Raw genomic sequence first — 15,837 nt, 5'->3', positions numbered from 1 at the left:
GCCAACCACAACGTCAACGATCAAGGTTGCAAAAACGGGGGTGACCATAGATTTTGTTTTTCTCGCCGCACAGGTGGGACGCTCAGCCCTGCGGAGAAGAAGGCAAATAGGGCATCGGGTCCACTGGCTTCCCATCGCGGCGCACCTCGAACAACACCGCCACGCGGTCGTTGTTCTCGCTACCCATCTCGGCGATCTGCTGGCCCTGATGCACCGTGTCACCGGTCTTCACGAGCAGACGGCGATTGTGCGAGTAAGCCGTGAGGAAGTCCTTGTTGTGCTGGACGATGATCAGGCTGCCGTATTCGTTCAGGCCCGTGCCCGCATACATGACCTTGCCGTCGGCGGCGGCGAGCACGGGGTCGCCGGCCTTGCCCGCGATCTCGATGCCGCGCGTCGTGCCCGGCGCGAACGGTTCGACCACACGGCCATGCGCCGGCCACACGAGTGCGACGCTGTTCGAATGGCGTGCCACTTCGGCCGCAACCTGGCGGTTTCCAGCTGCGTTCGGGCTGGCATTCGCCGTCGCTCCGCCTGCTTGCGGCGCGGCGACCTGGACGGTGATCGTCTGCTTTGAAACCAGCTTGATCGACTGGCCTGCGCGCAGGTGAGCGTTCGGCTTCAGGTGATTCCAGGTGGCCAGATCCTTGACCGACACACTGTGCTTTTGCGCGATGCGCTGAAGCGTGTCACCGCGGCGCACGCGCACGTAGGTCGTTTTGGTGACGACGCGCGTGACGGGCGCACTCGTCGCTTGTTGTGCGCTGCTGGCGTCGGCGCTCGCTGCGTCGGAGGCCGGGGTCGCCGCTGCCGCCGTGTCAGGCTGCGGTTGTTGCTGCGGCTGCTGCTGATTCATGTTGGCGCAGCCCCCCAACAGGGCTGCCAATCCCAACGCGGCCCAGAACCCTTTGAGGCCGCGCTGACCGATACGATCGTCTTCAAACATAACCCTCTCTCCTGCGGTGCCTGCAGCCGTGCGATGCAGCGAATGGCTGCCCCGGACGGTCTGCCGCGTATGCCGCGCTCCCGTCCCTCATGGCGTGCCGGCTCGCCTGCGCCGGGCTGCGTCGATCTGCGTCTAAACCGACGACATCTCGAACCATAAACATTCAACGCACGCGATCGCCCCATTAACGAACGAGCGTGCCATCTCAAATTCGATCCGGCATTGTAAAGCGCAACTCCACGAAATCAGCCCAGGGAGAACACTTTGAAACAAATGTTAATTAGCCGAATTCTTGCTCAGCAGCGCATTGGCAAAGGGCCAGAGTAAATCGCCCAAACCCGCGTCAGGGCGGCGTTTGGTGCACCTGCATGATCGTGCCCCATCCCCTGCCTTATCGGCACACGTCCCAGAAACTTGAACAGCGCAGTGGCCGCGCCCACTGAAAGCTATTTGAAATTACGCTAACATCGGCGGTGTCAACGTAAACCCGCATTCGGCGGGAACCCTCGCGTATTCTTCAGGTCTTTTCCTGCGTTTGTCGTGCGGCCGCCCTGGTGGCCACTTCCCGGTTCCCGGCGCGAGGCGCGCCGCGAACGTCGCCCGAATTCCTGATTTCCCGATTTTTAGCCAGGTACTTCCAGCATCTGCCCGCCCGGCCCGTTTTGCATCATCGGCTGCTTCATGCGCCTCATACCGGCCCGGCCTGCTGCCCCAACATGCCAAAGTCATCCAACCGTCTAGTCGAACTCGATTTCTTCCGCGGCCTCGTTCTGCTCATCATCGTCGTCGATCACATCGGCGGCAGCATCGTCTCGCGCGTCACGCTCCACGCCTACGCGCTGTGCGACGCGGCCGAGGTCTTCGTCTTCCTCGGCGGCTTCGCCACGGCCACCGCGTGGGCCACGCTGTGCGCACGCCGCACCGAGGCCGCGGCGCGGCAGCGTTTCATCAAGCGCGCATTCGAGATCTACCGCGCGTTCGTCGTGACGGCGCTGTTGATGCTGCTCGTCACGGCGATTCTCGTGGCGTGCAACGTGGATGCGCCCAACCTCGCCACCACCGATCTCGACGATCTCACGCTCGCGCCTGCCGCCGCTTTGCGCGACATCGTGCTGTTGCGCCGCCAGCCGTATCTGGCCGGCGTGCTGCCGATGTATGCCTGGTTCGCCCTCGCCGCCCCGCTCGCATTGCCGCTTGCGCGCACGCGGCCGTGGCTGCTGCTGGCCGTGAGCCTCGTGCTCTGGGGCGTCGCGCCGCACCTGGCACCGTGGCTGCCGCACGTCGAGGACGTGCAATGGGACTTCAACCCGTTCGGCTGGCAGCTGATGTTCGTGCTCGGCGTGATCGCGCAGGCGCAACCCGTGTTCCAGCGCGTGACTGCCCATCGTCTCGGCACGCTCGTGACCCTCGCCGCACTCGCCGTCGTGGCGGGTGCCGCGATCTATCGCCTGCAACTCGGCAACGTCGCGCTCGACGGCGACTTCAAGCGCAACCTCGCATGGTTTCGCGTGCTCAACTTCCTCGGCATCGCGTGGCTCACGGCGCATGTCATCCGCTTCGGCTGGGCGAAGCGCGTGGCGCATGCGCTGCCCTGGGTGGGCCTCGTCGGTCGCAAGGGGATGCTCTCGTTCGTGGCCGGCGCCGTCATTTCGCTCACGGTCGACTCGGTGCTCTACTGGTACACCGACGGCTATCTGAACGTGCCGCTCGGCCTCTGCGCAGACGCCGTCGCGATCACCGCGCTGCTGCTCGTCGCGCGTGCGTCCGACCCGCTCAAGCGGCTGCTGCCCTCGCGCGCCAAAGCTTCCGCCTGAAACGACGCGGCGCACAGGCCATGCACTGCGCGTCGGCGAACCGATCATCACGGCTTCCGGCACGCATGAGCGGCTGCTAGCATGATGACCCCGCGCCCGCCCGCGCGCCACCGCTCTCGATGTCCCTGCCATGCGCAGACTCCTTCGCACCGCGCTGCTCCCGCTCGCTCTCTCCTGCGCGGCGTTCGCCACGCCCGCGGCGCCGGCCGCGGCGAGCACCGTCGTGGTCCGCACGTTCCACGCCGAGGCGCTCAACCGCGACTGGCCATACGTGGTGTACCTGCCGAACGGCTATCGCGCCGACCAGCACCGCTACCCGGTGCTCTATCTCCTGCACGGCAACAACGGCGAGCCGATGGACTGGGTCACGCAAGGCCAGCTCCAGACCACCGCCGACACGCTAATCGCCCGTCACGAGATCCCGCCCGTGGTGATCGTGATGCCGCAGGGCGGCACCGACTGGTACGTCGACCGAAAGGAGAGGATGGAGACGGCGTTCTTCCAGGATCTGCTGCCCGAGATCGAGGCGCACTTCGCGGTGGACGACGCGCGCGACGGCCGCGCGATCGGCGGTGTCTCGATGGGCGGGTTCGGCGCGCTGCGCTACACGCTGGAGCACCCCGACATGTTCTGCGGCGCGTTGCTGCTGTCCCCGGCGGTCTATGCGGGCGACCCGCCGCCCAGTTCGGCGGCACGTCACGTGGGCGTGTTCGGCGATCATCAGTTCGATGCGCAGATCTGGCGCACGCTCAACTATCCGGCGCTCTGGAAGCCGTACTTCGCGCAGCCCCGGCGCGTGCCGTTCTTCATCGCGGCCGGCGACGACGACCTCGTGATCCAGGCCGAGTCGTCGCTGCTCTACACGCGGCTGCGCGAGGCCGGCAATACGGCGGCGCTGCGCATCGTGGACGGCGGCCACGTGTGGCCTGTGTGGCGCGAGCTGCTGCCCGCCGCGCTCAAGTACACGCTCGCCTGCTTCCGTTGAGCAAGGCACGAGGCGCGCCTCGCCCTGAACTGAGCATCACTCCGCCCAGTTCACCCAAAGCACCATCAGCACGGTCATGAGCGCCGGGCCGATGAAGATGCCGATCAGCCCGAAGGTCGTCGCCCCGCCCAGAATGCCGAACAGCACGAGCAGAAAAGGCAAACGCGTGGAATTGCCGATCAGCACGGGCCGCACGAAATGCTCGGCGACGAACACCACCACGAATCCCCATATCGCGAGCGCCGCCGCCGCGATCAGCGAGCCCTGGATGACGAGCCACAGCGCCGCGCCGCCGAACACGATCGGTGCGCAAAACGGCAGCATAGCCGCGATGGCGGTGACCGTGCCCAGCAGCGCTGCATGCGGCACGCCGGTCGCGATATAGGCGGCGGTCAGCAGCACGCCCTCGCCCAGCCCCACGACCACGAGCCCCGTGACCGTGGCGCGCACGGCGGCAGCCATGCGCTGCAGGAGTTGCGCGCCGTCGGCGCCGAAGGCGCGGCGCGCACCGCGCATCACCGTTGCCGAAAGACGCGGGCCGGCCCGGAAGATCACGAACAGCGTGACGAGCATGAAGCCGAACGTCATCGTGGCGTGGGCGGCGCGCGCACCGAAGTGGCGGCCGAACGAGGTGATGGTGTCGCCGTGCAGGCTCTTCATCGCCGGCGAAGCCTTGAGTGGCTGGGCGAGATTGGCCTGCCACCAGTCGCTCACCTGACGGCTGCCGACCGGTAAATGTGAAACGAAGTCGGGCACCGGCACGCCGTTCTCCTGGGCGTCGCGCAGCCACAGGTAAAGCTCGTGGGCCTCACCGCCCGCCTGAATGGCCGTGACGGCGATCGGCAGCAGCACGAGCAGGCCGATCGCGGCAGTGAGCAGCGTGGCGATCAGCGTCTTGCGGCCCTTGAACGGGGCGCGTCGCTCGATCGCCTGATAGGTCGGCCACAGCACGATGGCAAAAACGCTCGCCCAGGCCACGGCGGGCACGAACTCGCGCACGATCCACAGCGCCAGCAACACGAGCGTGGCGTACAGCACCGCAGAGGCGGCGCGCTGGATTTTTTGCTCGTTTGCGGAGTTCGGAGCAGGCGGACGATGAATCATGTAACCTCTTGAAAATTCAAAAACAGCTGGCCGGTTTCGTGGGTGCGCAGGTGCGGTGCCACCCGCCAGCGCGGTGCAGAAAATCGATCCATCCGTGCCGGTCTTCCCTCAGATCCCAATCCGCCCCAGTCGTTCCGTCCCTATCCTGGAACGCCCTCCAGGCGCCCGTTTTCGGGCCCCTCGATGTCGCGCCACGCACAACAGTGCGTTGCACAAATTCGAGATGTCGACCCCAAATCCGCGCAAACCCCCATTCCTTCGTGAATCGCAACGTGTCGCAGGGCGATTGTTGCTGATAATGGAATGGTGTTTCAACGGCGACAGAATGGCACTTGTCAGCGCGCAGGACTACATTCGCGGCACCACACTTACGGAGCCGACAATGAAGAAAAAAGCGTGCCTCTCGCTTGACGGAGCCAACGGTGAGCGTATCGAAATACTCGAGCAGACGGATACGGCGCTGGTGATCCGCTGGGTCGAACCCGGTCGCTGCCATTATGGCGAACAGCGCTGGCGCCGCCGCTCGGCGCATTCGTCGGGCACCTGCGCGGTGTCGCGCCGCAAGATCCGCCGGGGCGACGCCGTCTTCAAGCCGGCCGAACGTCCCGCGCCGCTCAACGCCTCCGTCATGATCGCCGCCGAAGTGTTCGGCGCCCTCATCGGCGCGGAACTGCCGAAGTAAGCGCGGCGACGTCTGCCGCGGCCTCAGCGAGGCGCGAGCGAAATGGCCCGCGCGGCATGGCGCGGCGCGAAGCCCGCCGAGGCGGCGCTCAACGCTGCCACGCGCGCGAGCACATCGGCGTCGAACGGCGCCGCGCGCGGGCCCGAGCGGTCCACGTGCAGGAGCAACTGCTCGCTCGCCGAGACGGGCGAGGCGAGCGCATCGTCAAGATCGGCCGCGAACATTTCCAGATACAGGCGCACGCGTTTCGCGTCGTGCTCCATCACCCGGACGTCGACGCGCACCTGCGCGCCCTCCTTGATCTCGTGGAGATAGTTCAGGTGCGCCTCCAGCGTGTACATCGACCGCCCGCGCGCCTCGCGCGCCGCCGCGTCGAGCCCGATGGCGTCGAGCAGCGCGTCGGTCGCGTAGCTGTAGATCAGCATGTAGAACGCATCGCGCAAGTGGCCGTTGTAATCGACCCACTCCGCGCGCACCGTGTCGCGGTAGACCACGGGCGCCGTTTCGTTCGTCATCCAGTCTCCTCTCCCGTCTCCATATTTGGTGCCCGCGTGCAGGCGGGAGCAGTGTAACCGCAGACACGCCTCGTCCGCCGCGACACCGGCATGCTCCGGCGCCGCCGCATGCGCGCTCGCGCCACCGTGCACGCCGCGCGCCGCTGGGGTAAGGTTGAACGGTCGCGGCCCAGCCGCCGCCCTTCGAACGCCCTTCAACTGCCGCTCCCGCGCGGCGCTACGCGAGGTCCGGTCATGGCAGAAAACACGCCCCCGCTTCCGTTTCCCCCGCAGCAGTTCTCGCTCGACGTGATGCTCGAGAAGTACGCCAAAGGCGACGAGCAGACCGCCGACGACATCTACCGCCGCGTGGCGCGCGGCGTCGCGCAGGTCGAGCCGCCTGCGCTGCGCGCCGAGGTCGAGGCGCGTTTCGTCGACAACCTGCGCAATGGCGCGCTGGGTGCGGGGCGGATCATGAGCGCGGCGGGCGCCGGCATCGAAGCCACGCTGATCAACTGCTTCGTGCAGCCGGTCGGCGACAGCATCCAGGGCGTGGACGACGAAGGCCGCCCCGGCATCTACGTCGCCCTGCTGCAGGCCGCCGAAACCATGCGGCGCGGCGGCGGCGTGGGCTACAACTTCTCGGCGATCCGGCCGCACGGCGCACACGTGAAGTCGACAGGGTCGAGCGCATCGGGCCCGTGCAGCTACATCGACGTGTTCGACGCCTCGTGCCGCACCGTGGAAAGCGCGGGCGCACGTCGCGGCGCGCAGATGGCCGTGCTCGACTGCGATCACCCCGACCTGCCCGAATTCATCGAGGCCAAGCATTCGAAGGGGCGCTGGAACAACTTCAACGTGTCGGTCGCGGTGACCGACGAATTCATGCGCGCCGTGGAAAACGACGCGCCCTGGCAGCTCGTGCATCACGCCGAGCCCTCGCCCGCGTTGCGCGCCTCGGGCGACCTGCGGCGCCGCGACGACGGCCTGTGGGTCTACGCCGAAACGCGCGCCCGCGCGCTATGGGACGCGATCATGCGTTCGACCTACGACGTGGCCGAGCCGGGCGTGGTGTTCATCTCGCGCATGAACGAGGACAACAACCTGCGCGCGCTCGAATCGATCCGCGCGACCAATCCGTGCGGCGAGCAGCCGCTACCCGCGTACGGTTGCTGCAACCTCGGACCGCTCGACCTCACCCGCTTCGTGATCGACCCGTTCGCCCAAATGCGCGGCGGCAAGGCAGATTTCGACTGGAATCAACTCGCCGAGCGCACGGGCACCCAGGTGCGCTTTCTCGACGACGTGCTCGACGCCACGCTCTGGCCGCTGCCCGAGCAGCAGGCGGAGGCGGCGGCCAAGCGGCGTATCGGCGTGGGCTTCACGGGGCTCGGCGACACGCTCGTGATGCTCGGCATCCGCTACAACTCGCCCGAAGGCTGCGAATTCGGCGCGCGCGTGGGGCGCACGATGCGCGACGCGGCCTATCGCGCCTCCGTCGAGCTTGCCCGCGAGCGCGGCGCGTTTGCGCTCTTCGACGCGAAGTCATACCTCGAAGAAGGCACCTTCGCCTCGCGCCTGCCCGACGACCTCAAGGCCGAGATCCGCGCGCACGGCATCCGCAACAGCCATCTGCTTTCCATCGCGCCCACCGGCACGGTGAGCCTCGCGTTCGCCGACAATGTCTCGAACGGCATCGAGCCCGCGTTCTCGTGGACCTACCAGCGCACACGCCGCATGGCAGACGGCAGCCGCGAAACGTTCAATGTCGAAGACCACGCGTGGCGTGTATTCCGCGAACTCGGAGGCGACGTGAGCGCACTGCCCCCGTACTTCGTGAGCGCGCTGGAAATGAGCGCACAGGAACACGTGGCGATGATGGCGGCCGTGCAGCCGTACGTCGACACGTCGATCTCGAAGACCGTCAACGTCCCCGCCGACTATCCGTTCGAAGATTTCGAAAATCTCTATCTCGACGCATGGCGTCGCGGCCTCAAGGGACTCGCGACTTACCGCCCGAACGAGACGCTCGGCGCGGTGCTGCAGACGCTGCCTCCCGAAGCGGCGGCAACGGCCGACGATGCGCTCGGCGACGCCCTGCTCGACCCGCTGCGCGTGGCGATCGACCACCGGCCCAAGGGCGAGCTGCCCGCCGTGATCGAGAAGATCGAATACATCACGCAGACGGGCAAGGTGTCGCTCTACGTGGCGGTGTCGTTTCTCGAAGTGACGGGCCAGGTGGGCGGCGAAGCCGTGACCATCGAGCGGCCCATCGAATTCTTCATCCCCGTGGGCCAGCGCGACGAGCAGCAGCAATGGATCACGGCGACCATGCGTTCGCTCTCGCTCGCGGCGCGAGGCGGCTTCGTTGCGCGCAATCTGCAGGATTTGCGCAAGGTGTCGTGGGATCGCGGCCAGGTGCGGTATGGCGAGACGCAGCGTCTGGACGGCCGGCGCATTCCGCTGTGGCACGACTCCGAGGTCGCGGCCATCGCCTACGCAATCCAGCAGATCCTGCATCGGCGCGGCTTTCTCGATGCCGAGGGACGGCAAGTGCCATCACGGCTGCTCGCGCAGCGGCGTGACGGTGCGTTGGCCGCGCAGTTCACCGGCAACGCGCGGGCCGGCGCGGAGCACCCCGGCGACCAGGTGCTGGACGGCGATAACGCGCTGCCCGCCGATACCCAGCATGCCTTTGCTCACGCGATGCTCGGCCGCAAGTGCGGATCGTGCGGGGCGAATGCGGTGATCCGCAAAGACGGGTGCGACTTCTGCACGGCGTGCGGCGAGATCGGGACCTGCGGTTGAGGGCTGGTGCTCAAGTCCGGGGCGGCGTGGTGGCCGCTGGCGCTGTTCTACAGCGCGCCTGCGGCCATTTCCCTCGTGTGTATCGCGGTGCTGCAGCGCAAGCAGTCGTCGGCCACGCAAGGCGATGTGGCGATCGCGTTGCAGGACTAACGCTCTGCTAGACGGCCGCCGTAATCGCCGCTATCAGCCCGTTCAGCGCAACGCGCCACGCTTCGCTGTTCGGGCCTTCGGTCAGCAGTGCGCCCACCACCTCCCGATGCAACGCGTCGCGTCGCGCGCCGGCGGGCAGAATATCGCCGAAGCCCGTCAGCGACTGCGCGAGCGGCGTGCTGCCGCCCTCGCCCTCTTCGCGCGTCAAGGCGCGCAAGAGGTCTTGCGCCGCTTCGGGCACCGCCGCGATCATGAGCATGCGCTCTTCCCAGATCACGAAGCGGGCGAGCCGCGCCAGGAGGCCTTCCGTTCCAGCGCCGCTTTCGACGTTCGCGGTCGCGGCGAAGGCCGGCGTCGTGTCGAGCCATTCGATGAGACGTGCGCCTTCCATCGGCTTCGCGATGCCATAGCCCTGCGCGCCGTCCACGCCGAGAATGGCGAGCGCGCGAAGGAGGTCGAGCGTATCGATGCCTTCGGCAAGCACGCGCCTGCCCAGCGAATGGCCGAGGCGCGTCAACTGATAGATCACGCGCAGCGTACTGAGCGCGTCGCCGCCGCTCACCTTCACCATCTCGCGGTCGAGCTTGATCCAGTCGAAGGGCAATTCCCGCAGTCGCGTGAGGCCACTATGCCCCGCGCCAAGATCGTCCTGCGCGAGCAGCACGCCCAGCTCGCGGAACTTCGCGAGAATGGCGCGCTGTCCCTGGCTCAGCGACAGTGCTTCGTTCTCCAGAACTTCCAGCGTGAGCCGCTCAGCCGGGCAACGGTGCGCGGCCAGCGCGGTGCGGGCGGCCTCGAAATAGCGGATGTCGTTGAGCGCCGCCGGCGGCAGGTTGATCGAGACGTCGAGATCGCGGCCCTGGGCGTACCAGCGTGCGCGGTCGGCGAGCGCCTGCTCGATGCCGCGTGCGAAGAGTGCGAGCAGATCGTCGGAAGAGAGTGCCGAGAGAAACACGTCGGGCACGAGCAGGCGCTCGCCGTCGCGCAGACGCGCCAGCGCTTCGACCTTGGTCGCCTTGCCCGTGGCGAGGCTGAGCAGCGGCTGATAGTGCATTTCCAGCGCGCCGGTACGCACGAGCGCCGCCCAATGCTGGCGCACGCTCACCGGCACCGCGGCGCTCAGGCCGTCGTTGCCGGCGATGCGCGTCGCGGCGCAGCCGAGCAGCGTTTGCAGCAAATCGACGAAGGCCACCTGATCGGGCCCGACGAAGCCGCCCGGAAACGCGCTATACAGACTCAACACGGCGAGCGGCGGCTGCCCGGGCGCGGCCAGCGGAATCGACACCGAAGAGCGCACGCCCTCGCGCGCCGCGAGATCGCGCCACGGCGCGACGAGCGGATCCGTCTGATAGTTGATGACGCGCTCGGGCTTGCCGCTGCGCCACGCACGCCCAATGGCGCCCTGCCCTTGCGGATGATCGGCGCGCACGCTGATTTCCCGATCGTGCGCGGCAAGCACGTTGAGCATGCCGCCTTGCGTCTTGCCGCCCGCGCCAGCCTCGAAGTGAAAAATACCCGCTTCGTCAGGACGTCCGATGGTGCAGGCGCTCACTTCGTCATGCTCCGCCAGCGCGGCAATGACCTGGTCGATGAAATTCGTGTAGCTGCCTGCCTCCCAGACAAGACGCGTGATGCGCAACAGCGCCTCCTGCTGCGAGTCCTGGACGGCCTGATACGCCTTGAGCTGCCACGCGAGGTCGGCGGTCAGACGGCGCGCGTAGAGCGAGAGTTGTTGCGTGCTCACCGTGCGGCCGACGTCCGCGTAGATCAGTTCCTGAAGAATGCCGCGGCTGCGCACGAGTTCTTCCTTGTCGAGCCCGACAATGGCATGAATGCGGCCGATGCGCTGCGCCATGTCCTCATGCTCGCGCGAGGTCGGCCCGAGACTGGCGAGGGCAAGCAGATTCTGGATCTGCCGCGCCTTGAGGTGCGCGAGTTCCGCACCCGAAAGCATTTCGAGGATGCGGCGGGATTTGGGCAAGCGGCCCAGCTCCTCGTAGAAGCGGTTGACCACGTGGGCCGCGTGCTCGTGTAGCGCGCCAATCAGCGTTTTCATTTTTGAGCCTTCGATATCACCGCCCTGGCGTCACGGCCCGGATCTGCAAATCGGGCAGGATGTCGCGCCACGTTCATGGCCATAGTGGTCATTAGCGGCCGCTCGAACAGCGATTGTGGCTCGCACAGAAGGAATGATACGTCATGCGCCGCAGGCGTCCGCGCACGATGGCATACACAAGGCGGCGCAAGCGGGCGCTAAAAGCGCCCAACGTCCGCCCTCAAAGCGGCGTGAGCAACGCCTCGCCCGCGAAGTGCCGCGCCGCGTTTTCGGCGAAATGGCGCACCGTGGCGGTGCGCACGTCGGGCGACGCGCCGGCCACGTGCGGCGTGAGCACGATGTTGTCTAACCCGATGAGCGCAGCGGGCGGCTGCGGCTCGCCCTCGTAGACGTCGAGCCCCGCGCCGCCCAGCGCCCCCGCCTTCAGCGCGAGGGCGAGTGCGGCCGTATCGACCACGCTGCCGCGCGACACGTTGACGAGAAAACCCTGCGGCCCCAGCGCATCGATTACGGCGCGATCGATCAGATGCTTCGTTTGCGCGCCGCCCGGCGTCGCGATCACGAGAAAGTCACTCCATTGCGCGAGCGCCATCACGCTCTCGAAGTAGCGCGCCTGAGCGCCCTCGCGCGGCTTTCGGTTGTGATAGCCGAGTTCCATGCCGAAGCCCGCCGCGCGCTTCGCAACCTTCTCGCCGATATGACCGTAGCCGACAATGCCGAGCCGCCGCCCCGTTACCGTGGGACGCATGGGCAGCGCGTCGCGCCAGACGCCGGTGCGGCACGCGGCGTCGAACTGCGGCACGGCGCGCACGGCCGCGAGCAGCAGCGCGAGCGCGTGGTCGGCCACGCAGTCGGCATTGACGCCCGCGCCGTTGCACAGCGCGATGCCACGCTCGCGTGCACGGTCGAGCGCGATATTTTCGTAGCCCGCGCCAAGTGCGCCCGCCAGTTCGAGCGCGGGCATGCGGTCGATCTCGTCGGCGGTGAGACCCGTCGTGCCGTTGGTGAGCACCACGTGCACGTCCTTGCCACGTTCCGCGACCGCTTTGGCGCGCGCATCGGCATCGGGCGCGTAGATCACGTCGAACTGTTCGCCAAACCCGGCGAGGTCTTCAGCGGGAAGCAGTATCAGGACCAGCAGGCATGGCTTCATCGTCGTGTCACCCTTCCGTCAATGTTTCGATATGCGAATCGAATACCGCACGCCCGCGCGTGGACTTCACACGGCCGTCACATAACGCGGCGGCAACACCTCGACGCGCGGCGCGGCCGCGGCGGCTGCGGCGTCGCGCGCGCGGCGCATCTGGTCGGCCGGGCTCATGCCGAAGAGGCGCTTGAATTCGCGGCTGAACTGCGACGCGCTTTCATAGCCCACGCGCGTGGCCGCCGCGCTCACGGTCAGACCGTCGTGCGTGATCAGGAGCCGCGCATGGTGCAGGCGCGTGGTCTTCACGTACTGCATGGGCGACGTCGAGGTGACGGCCTTGAAGTGCGCATGAAAGACGGCAAGGCTCATGCCCGCCTCGGAGGCGAGCGTTTCGACGTCGAGGTCGCCGCGGTAGTCGGTGTGAATGCGCCGCAGCGCCTTCGCGATCCGCCCGAAGTGATGCTGATGCGTGAGCGCCGCGCGAATTGCGTCGCCCTGCTCGCCCATCAGCACGCGGTAGCAGATTTCGCGCACGATCGAGGGGCCGAGAATGCGTGCCTCGTATGGCTGCGCGAGCGCTTCGAGCAGGCGCAGCACGGCGTTCGAGAGCGTGGCGTCGAGCGGCGTGGCGTAGATGCCCGACGGTTCGGACACGGCGCGGCGCGGATCGTCGAGCGCCATGAGCAGTTCGGCGACGGTCGTGAGATCGACGCGGATCGAGATGGCCAGAATCGGCTTCTCGGGGCTCGCCTCGGTCTCGCACTCGAACGGCATCGGCACGGAGAGGACCAGGTATTGCTGGGCGTCGTAGATGAACACCTGGTCGCCGAGAAAGCCGCGCTTGCGCCCCTGGCAGACGATGAAAATGCTCGGTTCGTACATGACCGGCTGGCGCGGATGGCTTTCGCTGCCGCGGTAGAGCCGCACGCCTTCGACCGCCGTGGCGTGCACGCCGTCGCGCTGCGTGATTTGCATGAGCAGGTCGACCGTGCGCGCCTGCGTGGCGGCCGCCGGCGCGATGGCCGCCGCGGCGAGGGTTTTGACGTAGCCCATATCGGTTGTGCCCCAAAAGATGAAGTCAGGCAGAGAAACAGGCTTGCCAATCTATCACCGAACCTGTGGATGTGCTGCGCGCCAGGAGAATCAGGCAAGTCTTCGATAGCTTCAGGTATTCCCTGGGTGGGTGCCGATCCTTACGATGGGAACCCTGCCGCAACACCCATGCACTAGAGGAGAGCCAACCCATGTACCCAACCTACGGATACGCCGCCCGCGACGCCGCCTCGCCGCTCGCCCCGTTCGAATTCCAGCGCCGTGACATGCGCGAACTCGACGTCCGTATCGACGTGCTGTTCTGCGGCGTGTGCCACTCCGACCTGCACCAGGCGCGCGACGAATGGCGCAACACGATTTACCCGGTCGTGCCCGGCCACGAGATCGTCGGCCGCGTGGCCGAAGTCGGCAAGGGTGTCACGAAGTACAAGGTGGGCGAACTCGTCGGCGTGGGCTGTCTCGTCGACTCCTGCCGCACCTGCCCGAGCTGCGCCGAAGGCCTCGAACAGTATTGCGAGAACGGCTGGGTCGGCACCTATAACGGCGCCGACCGCGTGAGCGGCGACATCACCTACGGCGGCTACTCCACGCAGCTGGTGGTGGACGAAGCGTTCGTGCTGCGCGTACCCGAGAACCTCGATGCCGCCGCGGCCGCGCCGCTCCTGTGCGCGGGCATCACCACGTATTCGCCGCTGCGCACGTGGGGCGCCGGCCCCGGCAAGAAGGTCGGCATCGTGGGTCTCGGCGGCCTCGGCCACATGGGCGTGAAGCTCGCGCATGCCATGGGCGCGCACGTGGTGCTGTTCACCACGTCGCCGTCGAAGATCGAAGACGGCAAGCGCCTGGGCGCGGACGAAGTGGTGATCTCGAAGGACCCGGAGCAGATGCAGGCGCACGCCAACAGCTTCGACCTGATCGTGAACACCGTGGCCGCGCAGCACGACCTGAACCCGTTCATCGAGCTGCTGCGCCGTGACGGCACGATGACGCTGGTGGGCGCGCCCGAACACGATCACCCGTCGCCACAAGTGTTCAACCTGATCCTGAAGCGCCGCCGTCTGGCGGGCTCGCTGATCGGCGGCATTGCAGAAACCCAGGAAATGCTGGACTTCTGCGGCAAGCATGGCATTACGTCGGATATCGAAATGATCAAGATGCAGGACATCAACAACGCCTATGAGCGCATGCTCAAGAGCGATGTGAAGTACCGCTTCGTGATCGACCTCGATTCGCTGCGCAAGTAACGCGCACGCCGCGCGGCAAACAAGCGCCGCGCATCCAGACGTAACACCCTGCCCCGCCGGGCCATCCGTTCCGGATGGCCCGCCAGCCCTTTCCCTTCGAGGCCTTCTTTTTTGGCCTCCCGTAGTCGAGCCGGCGTCACATACGCCGCCATCCAATCGTCATGGCTGTTTAACCGCTGAGCGTCGCTTTCCGCGAGACGCCGGCACCGCGAAGCGCTTTCATCGCTACGCGGCTCACCCTTTTGCTGCACCAGCGCGGATTTCGTTCAAGCCTCAAGCCCATTGCAGGAGCTCGCCCGTGATCGACCGCATCCAGGCGATGCGCACGTTCGTGCGCATCGTTGACACCAATAGTTTCACCAAAGCCGCGCAGTCACTCGATATGCCGCGCGCCAGTGCCACCACGCTGATGCAAAACCTCGAATCGCTGCTCGGCACGCAATTGCTCGTGCGCACAACGCGGCGCCTTTCGCTCACGCCCGAAGGCGCCGCGTACTACGAGCGCGCCTCGCAGATCCTCGCCGACATCGACGATGCCGAAGCGAGCGTGCGCCAGTCGCCCGGCGCGATCGGCGGGCGCTTGCGCGTGGAAATGCCGGGGCTCATCGCCAATGCGATCGTGCTGCCCGCGCTCGACGCCTTCCACGCGCGCTATCCGCAGATCGACCTCGTGATCGGCGTGAGCCTGCGCAACGTCGACCTCGTCGGCGAAGGCGTGGATTGCAGCATCCAGCTCGGCGAGTTGCCCGATTCGGGACTCGCGGCGCGGCGCCTCGGCGTGCTGGAGCACGTGACCTGCGCGAGCCCCGCGTACCTCGAGCGGCACGGCGCGCCGCAAACGCTCGACGATCTCGCGCGGCATCCGGTCGTCAACTTCCTCTCGCCGCTCACGGGGCGCCCGTTCGAGTTCGACTTCGAGGTGGAGGGCAGTCCGACCAAGGTGAAGGTGGATGGCTTCGTACATGTCTCCGACGAGTTCGCCTACCTCACGTGCGGTTTGCAGGGCTATGGGCTGATCCAGCCGCCGCTGCTCGCTGCGCAGCCGTACCTGGACAGCGGTGCGTTGGTCGAGGTGCTGCCGCAGTGGAAGCCGCTGCCTACGCCCGTTTCGGTGGCGTTCGTGAAGTCGCGACAGTTGTCGCCGCGTGTGCGCGTGTTCGTTGACTGGCTCGCGGAGCTGTTCGAGGATGCTGGCGCGGTGAATCGCGATCTCTCGCGGGTGCGGCAGTTGCTGGAGGGGCTGCAGTTGGCGCCGGTCTGAGCGTTTGCGGTTTTTGTAGCAGGGTCCGTGCTTTCGCCTTTTCTTGTTTTCGCGTCGGTATGCATGCGTTGCCCCTGTGCGGGGCGGCACCTA

At 66.9% G+C, this 15,837-nt stretch carries 13 protein-coding genes; 7 read left to right on the top strand and 6 right to left on the bottom strand.

The features are described 5' to 3' along the window. Nucleotides 1-82 precede the first annotated feature (82 nt). Entirely contained in the window at nt 83-946 is an 864-nt protein-coding gene (locus ACOJB8_RS39615; RefSeq protein WP_069266205.1) for a peptidoglycan DD-metalloendopeptidase family protein, read from the bottom strand. Between the two features lie 716 nt (nt 947-1,662). Here ACOJB8_RS39615 and ACOJB8_RS39610 point away from each other — a divergent pair. Beyond that, the gene (locus ACOJB8_RS39610; protein ID WP_342946603.1) at nt 1,663-2,760 is read left to right on the top strand and encodes an OpgC domain-containing protein; all 1,098 of its coding nucleotides are present in this window, start codon (nt 1,663-1,665) and stop codon (nt 2,758-2,760) included. A 130-nt stretch (nt 2,761-2,890) separates the two neighbouring features. Continuing rightward, entirely contained in the window at nt 2,891-3,745 is an 855-nt protein-coding gene (locus ACOJB8_RS39605; RefSeq protein WP_342946604.1) for an alpha/beta hydrolase, read from the top strand. 36 nt (nt 3,746-3,781) lie between these two features. On the opposite strand, the gene ACOJB8_RS39600 is transcribed toward ACOJB8_RS39605, so the two are convergent. Next, complete coding sequence (locus ACOJB8_RS39600) at nt 3,782-4,849, bottom strand: AI-2E family transporter (RefSeq protein WP_069266203.1); 1,068 nt, start codon at nt 4,847-4,849, stop codon at nt 3,782-3,784. 382 nt (nt 4,850-5,231) lie between these two features. Between ACOJB8_RS39600 and ACOJB8_RS39595 the strand changes: the two genes are divergently transcribed. Then, entirely contained in the window at nt 5,232-5,531 is a 300-nt protein-coding gene (locus ACOJB8_RS39595; protein WP_069266348.1) for a DUF3331 domain-containing protein, read from the top strand. A gap of 23 nt (nt 5,532-5,554) precedes the next feature. Here ACOJB8_RS39595 and ACOJB8_RS39590 read toward each other — a convergent pair whose 3' ends face one another. Further along, nucleotides 5,555-6,046, bottom strand: coding sequence for a thioesterase family protein (locus ACOJB8_RS39590; protein ID WP_475017655.1), 492 nt, complete (start codon nt 6,044-6,046; stop codon nt 5,555-5,557). Nucleotides 6,047-6,280: 234 nt separating this feature from the next. On the opposite strand from ACOJB8_RS39590, the gene ACOJB8_RS39585 reads away from it, so the two are divergent. Next, on the top strand, nt 6,281-8,833 hold the full coding sequence (locus ACOJB8_RS39585) for an adenosylcobalamin-dependent ribonucleoside-diphosphate reductase (protein WP_475017652.1): 2,553 nt from the start codon (nt 6,281-6,283) through the stop codon (nt 8,831-8,833). 6 nt (nt 8,834-8,839) lie between these two features. After that, on the top strand, nt 8,840-8,983 hold the full coding sequence (locus ACOJB8_RS39580; RefSeq protein ID WP_475017650.1) for a hypothetical protein: 144 nt from the start codon (nt 8,840-8,842) through the stop codon (nt 8,981-8,983). Between the two features lie 7 nt (nt 8,984-8,990). Here ACOJB8_RS39580 and ACOJB8_RS39575 read toward each other — a convergent pair whose 3' ends face one another. The 3 genes from ACOJB8_RS39575 to ACOJB8_RS39565 form a co-directional block, all read right to left on the bottom strand. After that, nucleotides 8,991-11,039, bottom strand: a complete 2,049-nt coding sequence (locus ACOJB8_RS39575; protein ID WP_342946606.1) for an EAL domain-containing protein — start codon at nt 11,037-11,039, stop codon at nt 8,991-8,993. Nucleotides 11,040-11,259: 220 nt separating this feature from the next. Further along, the gene (locus tag ACOJB8_RS39570; RefSeq protein ID WP_475017648.1) at nt 11,260-12,192 is read right to left on the bottom strand and encodes an NAD(P)-dependent oxidoreductase; all 933 of its coding nucleotides are present in this window, start codon (nt 12,190-12,192) and stop codon (nt 11,260-11,262) included. 66 nt (nt 12,193-12,258) lie between these two features. After that, a complete protein-coding gene (locus ACOJB8_RS39565; protein WP_069266198.1) occupies nt 12,259-13,239 on the bottom strand; it encodes an AraC family transcriptional regulator in 981 nt (326 codons plus the stop codon). 191 nt (nt 13,240-13,430) lie between these two features. On the opposite strand from ACOJB8_RS39565, the gene ACOJB8_RS39560 reads away from it, so the two are divergent. Together ACOJB8_RS39560 and ACOJB8_RS39555 are read left to right on the top strand one after the other, a co-directional pair. Beyond that, entirely contained in the window at nt 13,431-14,483 is a 1,053-nt protein-coding gene (locus ACOJB8_RS39560; RefSeq protein ID WP_069266197.1) for an NAD(P)-dependent alcohol dehydrogenase, read from the top strand. A 301-nt stretch (nt 14,484-14,784) separates the two neighbouring features. Continuing rightward, nucleotides 14,785-15,744 (top strand): LysR family transcriptional regulator, encoded by a 960-nt coding sequence (locus ACOJB8_RS39555; protein WP_406952440.1) that lies wholly within the window; start codon nt 14,785-14,787, stop codon nt 15,742-15,744. The last annotated feature ends 93 nt before the right edge of the window (nt 15,745-15,837 follow it).

The organism is Paraburkholderia sp. BR10141 (genome assembly GCF_056155635.1).
Note: the sequence above shows the minus strand (reverse complement) of the source record. Positions and strands in the feature narration are given on the sequence as shown.

What these genes read in the sequence shown, in the direction of transcription:
- ACOJB8_RS39605 (WP_342946604.1), top strand. Translation starts at nt 2,891, where the DNA reads ATGCGCAGACTCCTTCGCACCGCGCTGCTCCCGCTCGCTCTCTCCTGC.
- ACOJB8_RS39585 (WP_475017652.1), top strand. Translation starts at nt 6,281, where the DNA reads ATGGCAGAAAACACGCCCCCGCTTCCGTTTCCCCCGCAGCAGTTCTCG.
- ACOJB8_RS39615 (WP_069266205.1), bottom strand. Translation starts at nt 946, where the DNA reads ATGTTTGAAGACGATCGTATCGGTCAGCGCGGCCTCAAAGGGTTCTGG.
- ACOJB8_RS39595 (WP_069266348.1), top strand. Translation starts at nt 5,232, where the DNA reads ATGAAGAAAAAAGCGTGCCTCTCGCTTGACGGAGCCAACGGTGAGCGT.
- ACOJB8_RS39590 (WP_475017655.1), bottom strand. Translation starts at nt 6,046, where the DNA reads ATGACGAACGAAACGGCGCCCGTGGTCTACCGCGACACGGTGCGCGCG.
- ACOJB8_RS39560 (WP_069266197.1), top strand. Translation starts at nt 13,431, where the DNA reads ATGTACCCAACCTACGGATACGCCGCCCGCGACGCCGCCTCGCCGCTC.
- ACOJB8_RS39570 (WP_475017648.1), bottom strand. Translation starts at nt 12,192, where the DNA reads ATGAAGCCATGCCTGCTGGTCCTGATACTGCTTCCCGCTGAAGACCTC.
- ACOJB8_RS39565 (WP_069266198.1), bottom strand. Translation starts at nt 13,239, where the DNA reads ATGGGCTACGTCAAAACCCTCGCCGCGGCGGCCATCGCGCCGGCGGCC.
- ACOJB8_RS39575 (WP_342946606.1), bottom strand. Translation starts at nt 11,039, where the DNA reads ATGAAAACGCTGATTGGCGCGCTACACGAGCACGCGGCCCACGTGGTC.
- ACOJB8_RS39600 (WP_069266203.1), bottom strand. Translation starts at nt 4,849, where the DNA reads ATGATTCATCGTCCGCCTGCTCCGAACTCCGCAAACGAGCAAAAAATC.
- ACOJB8_RS39610 (WP_342946603.1), top strand. Translation starts at nt 1,663, where the DNA reads ATGCCAAAGTCATCCAACCGTCTAGTCGAACTCGATTTCTTCCGCGGC.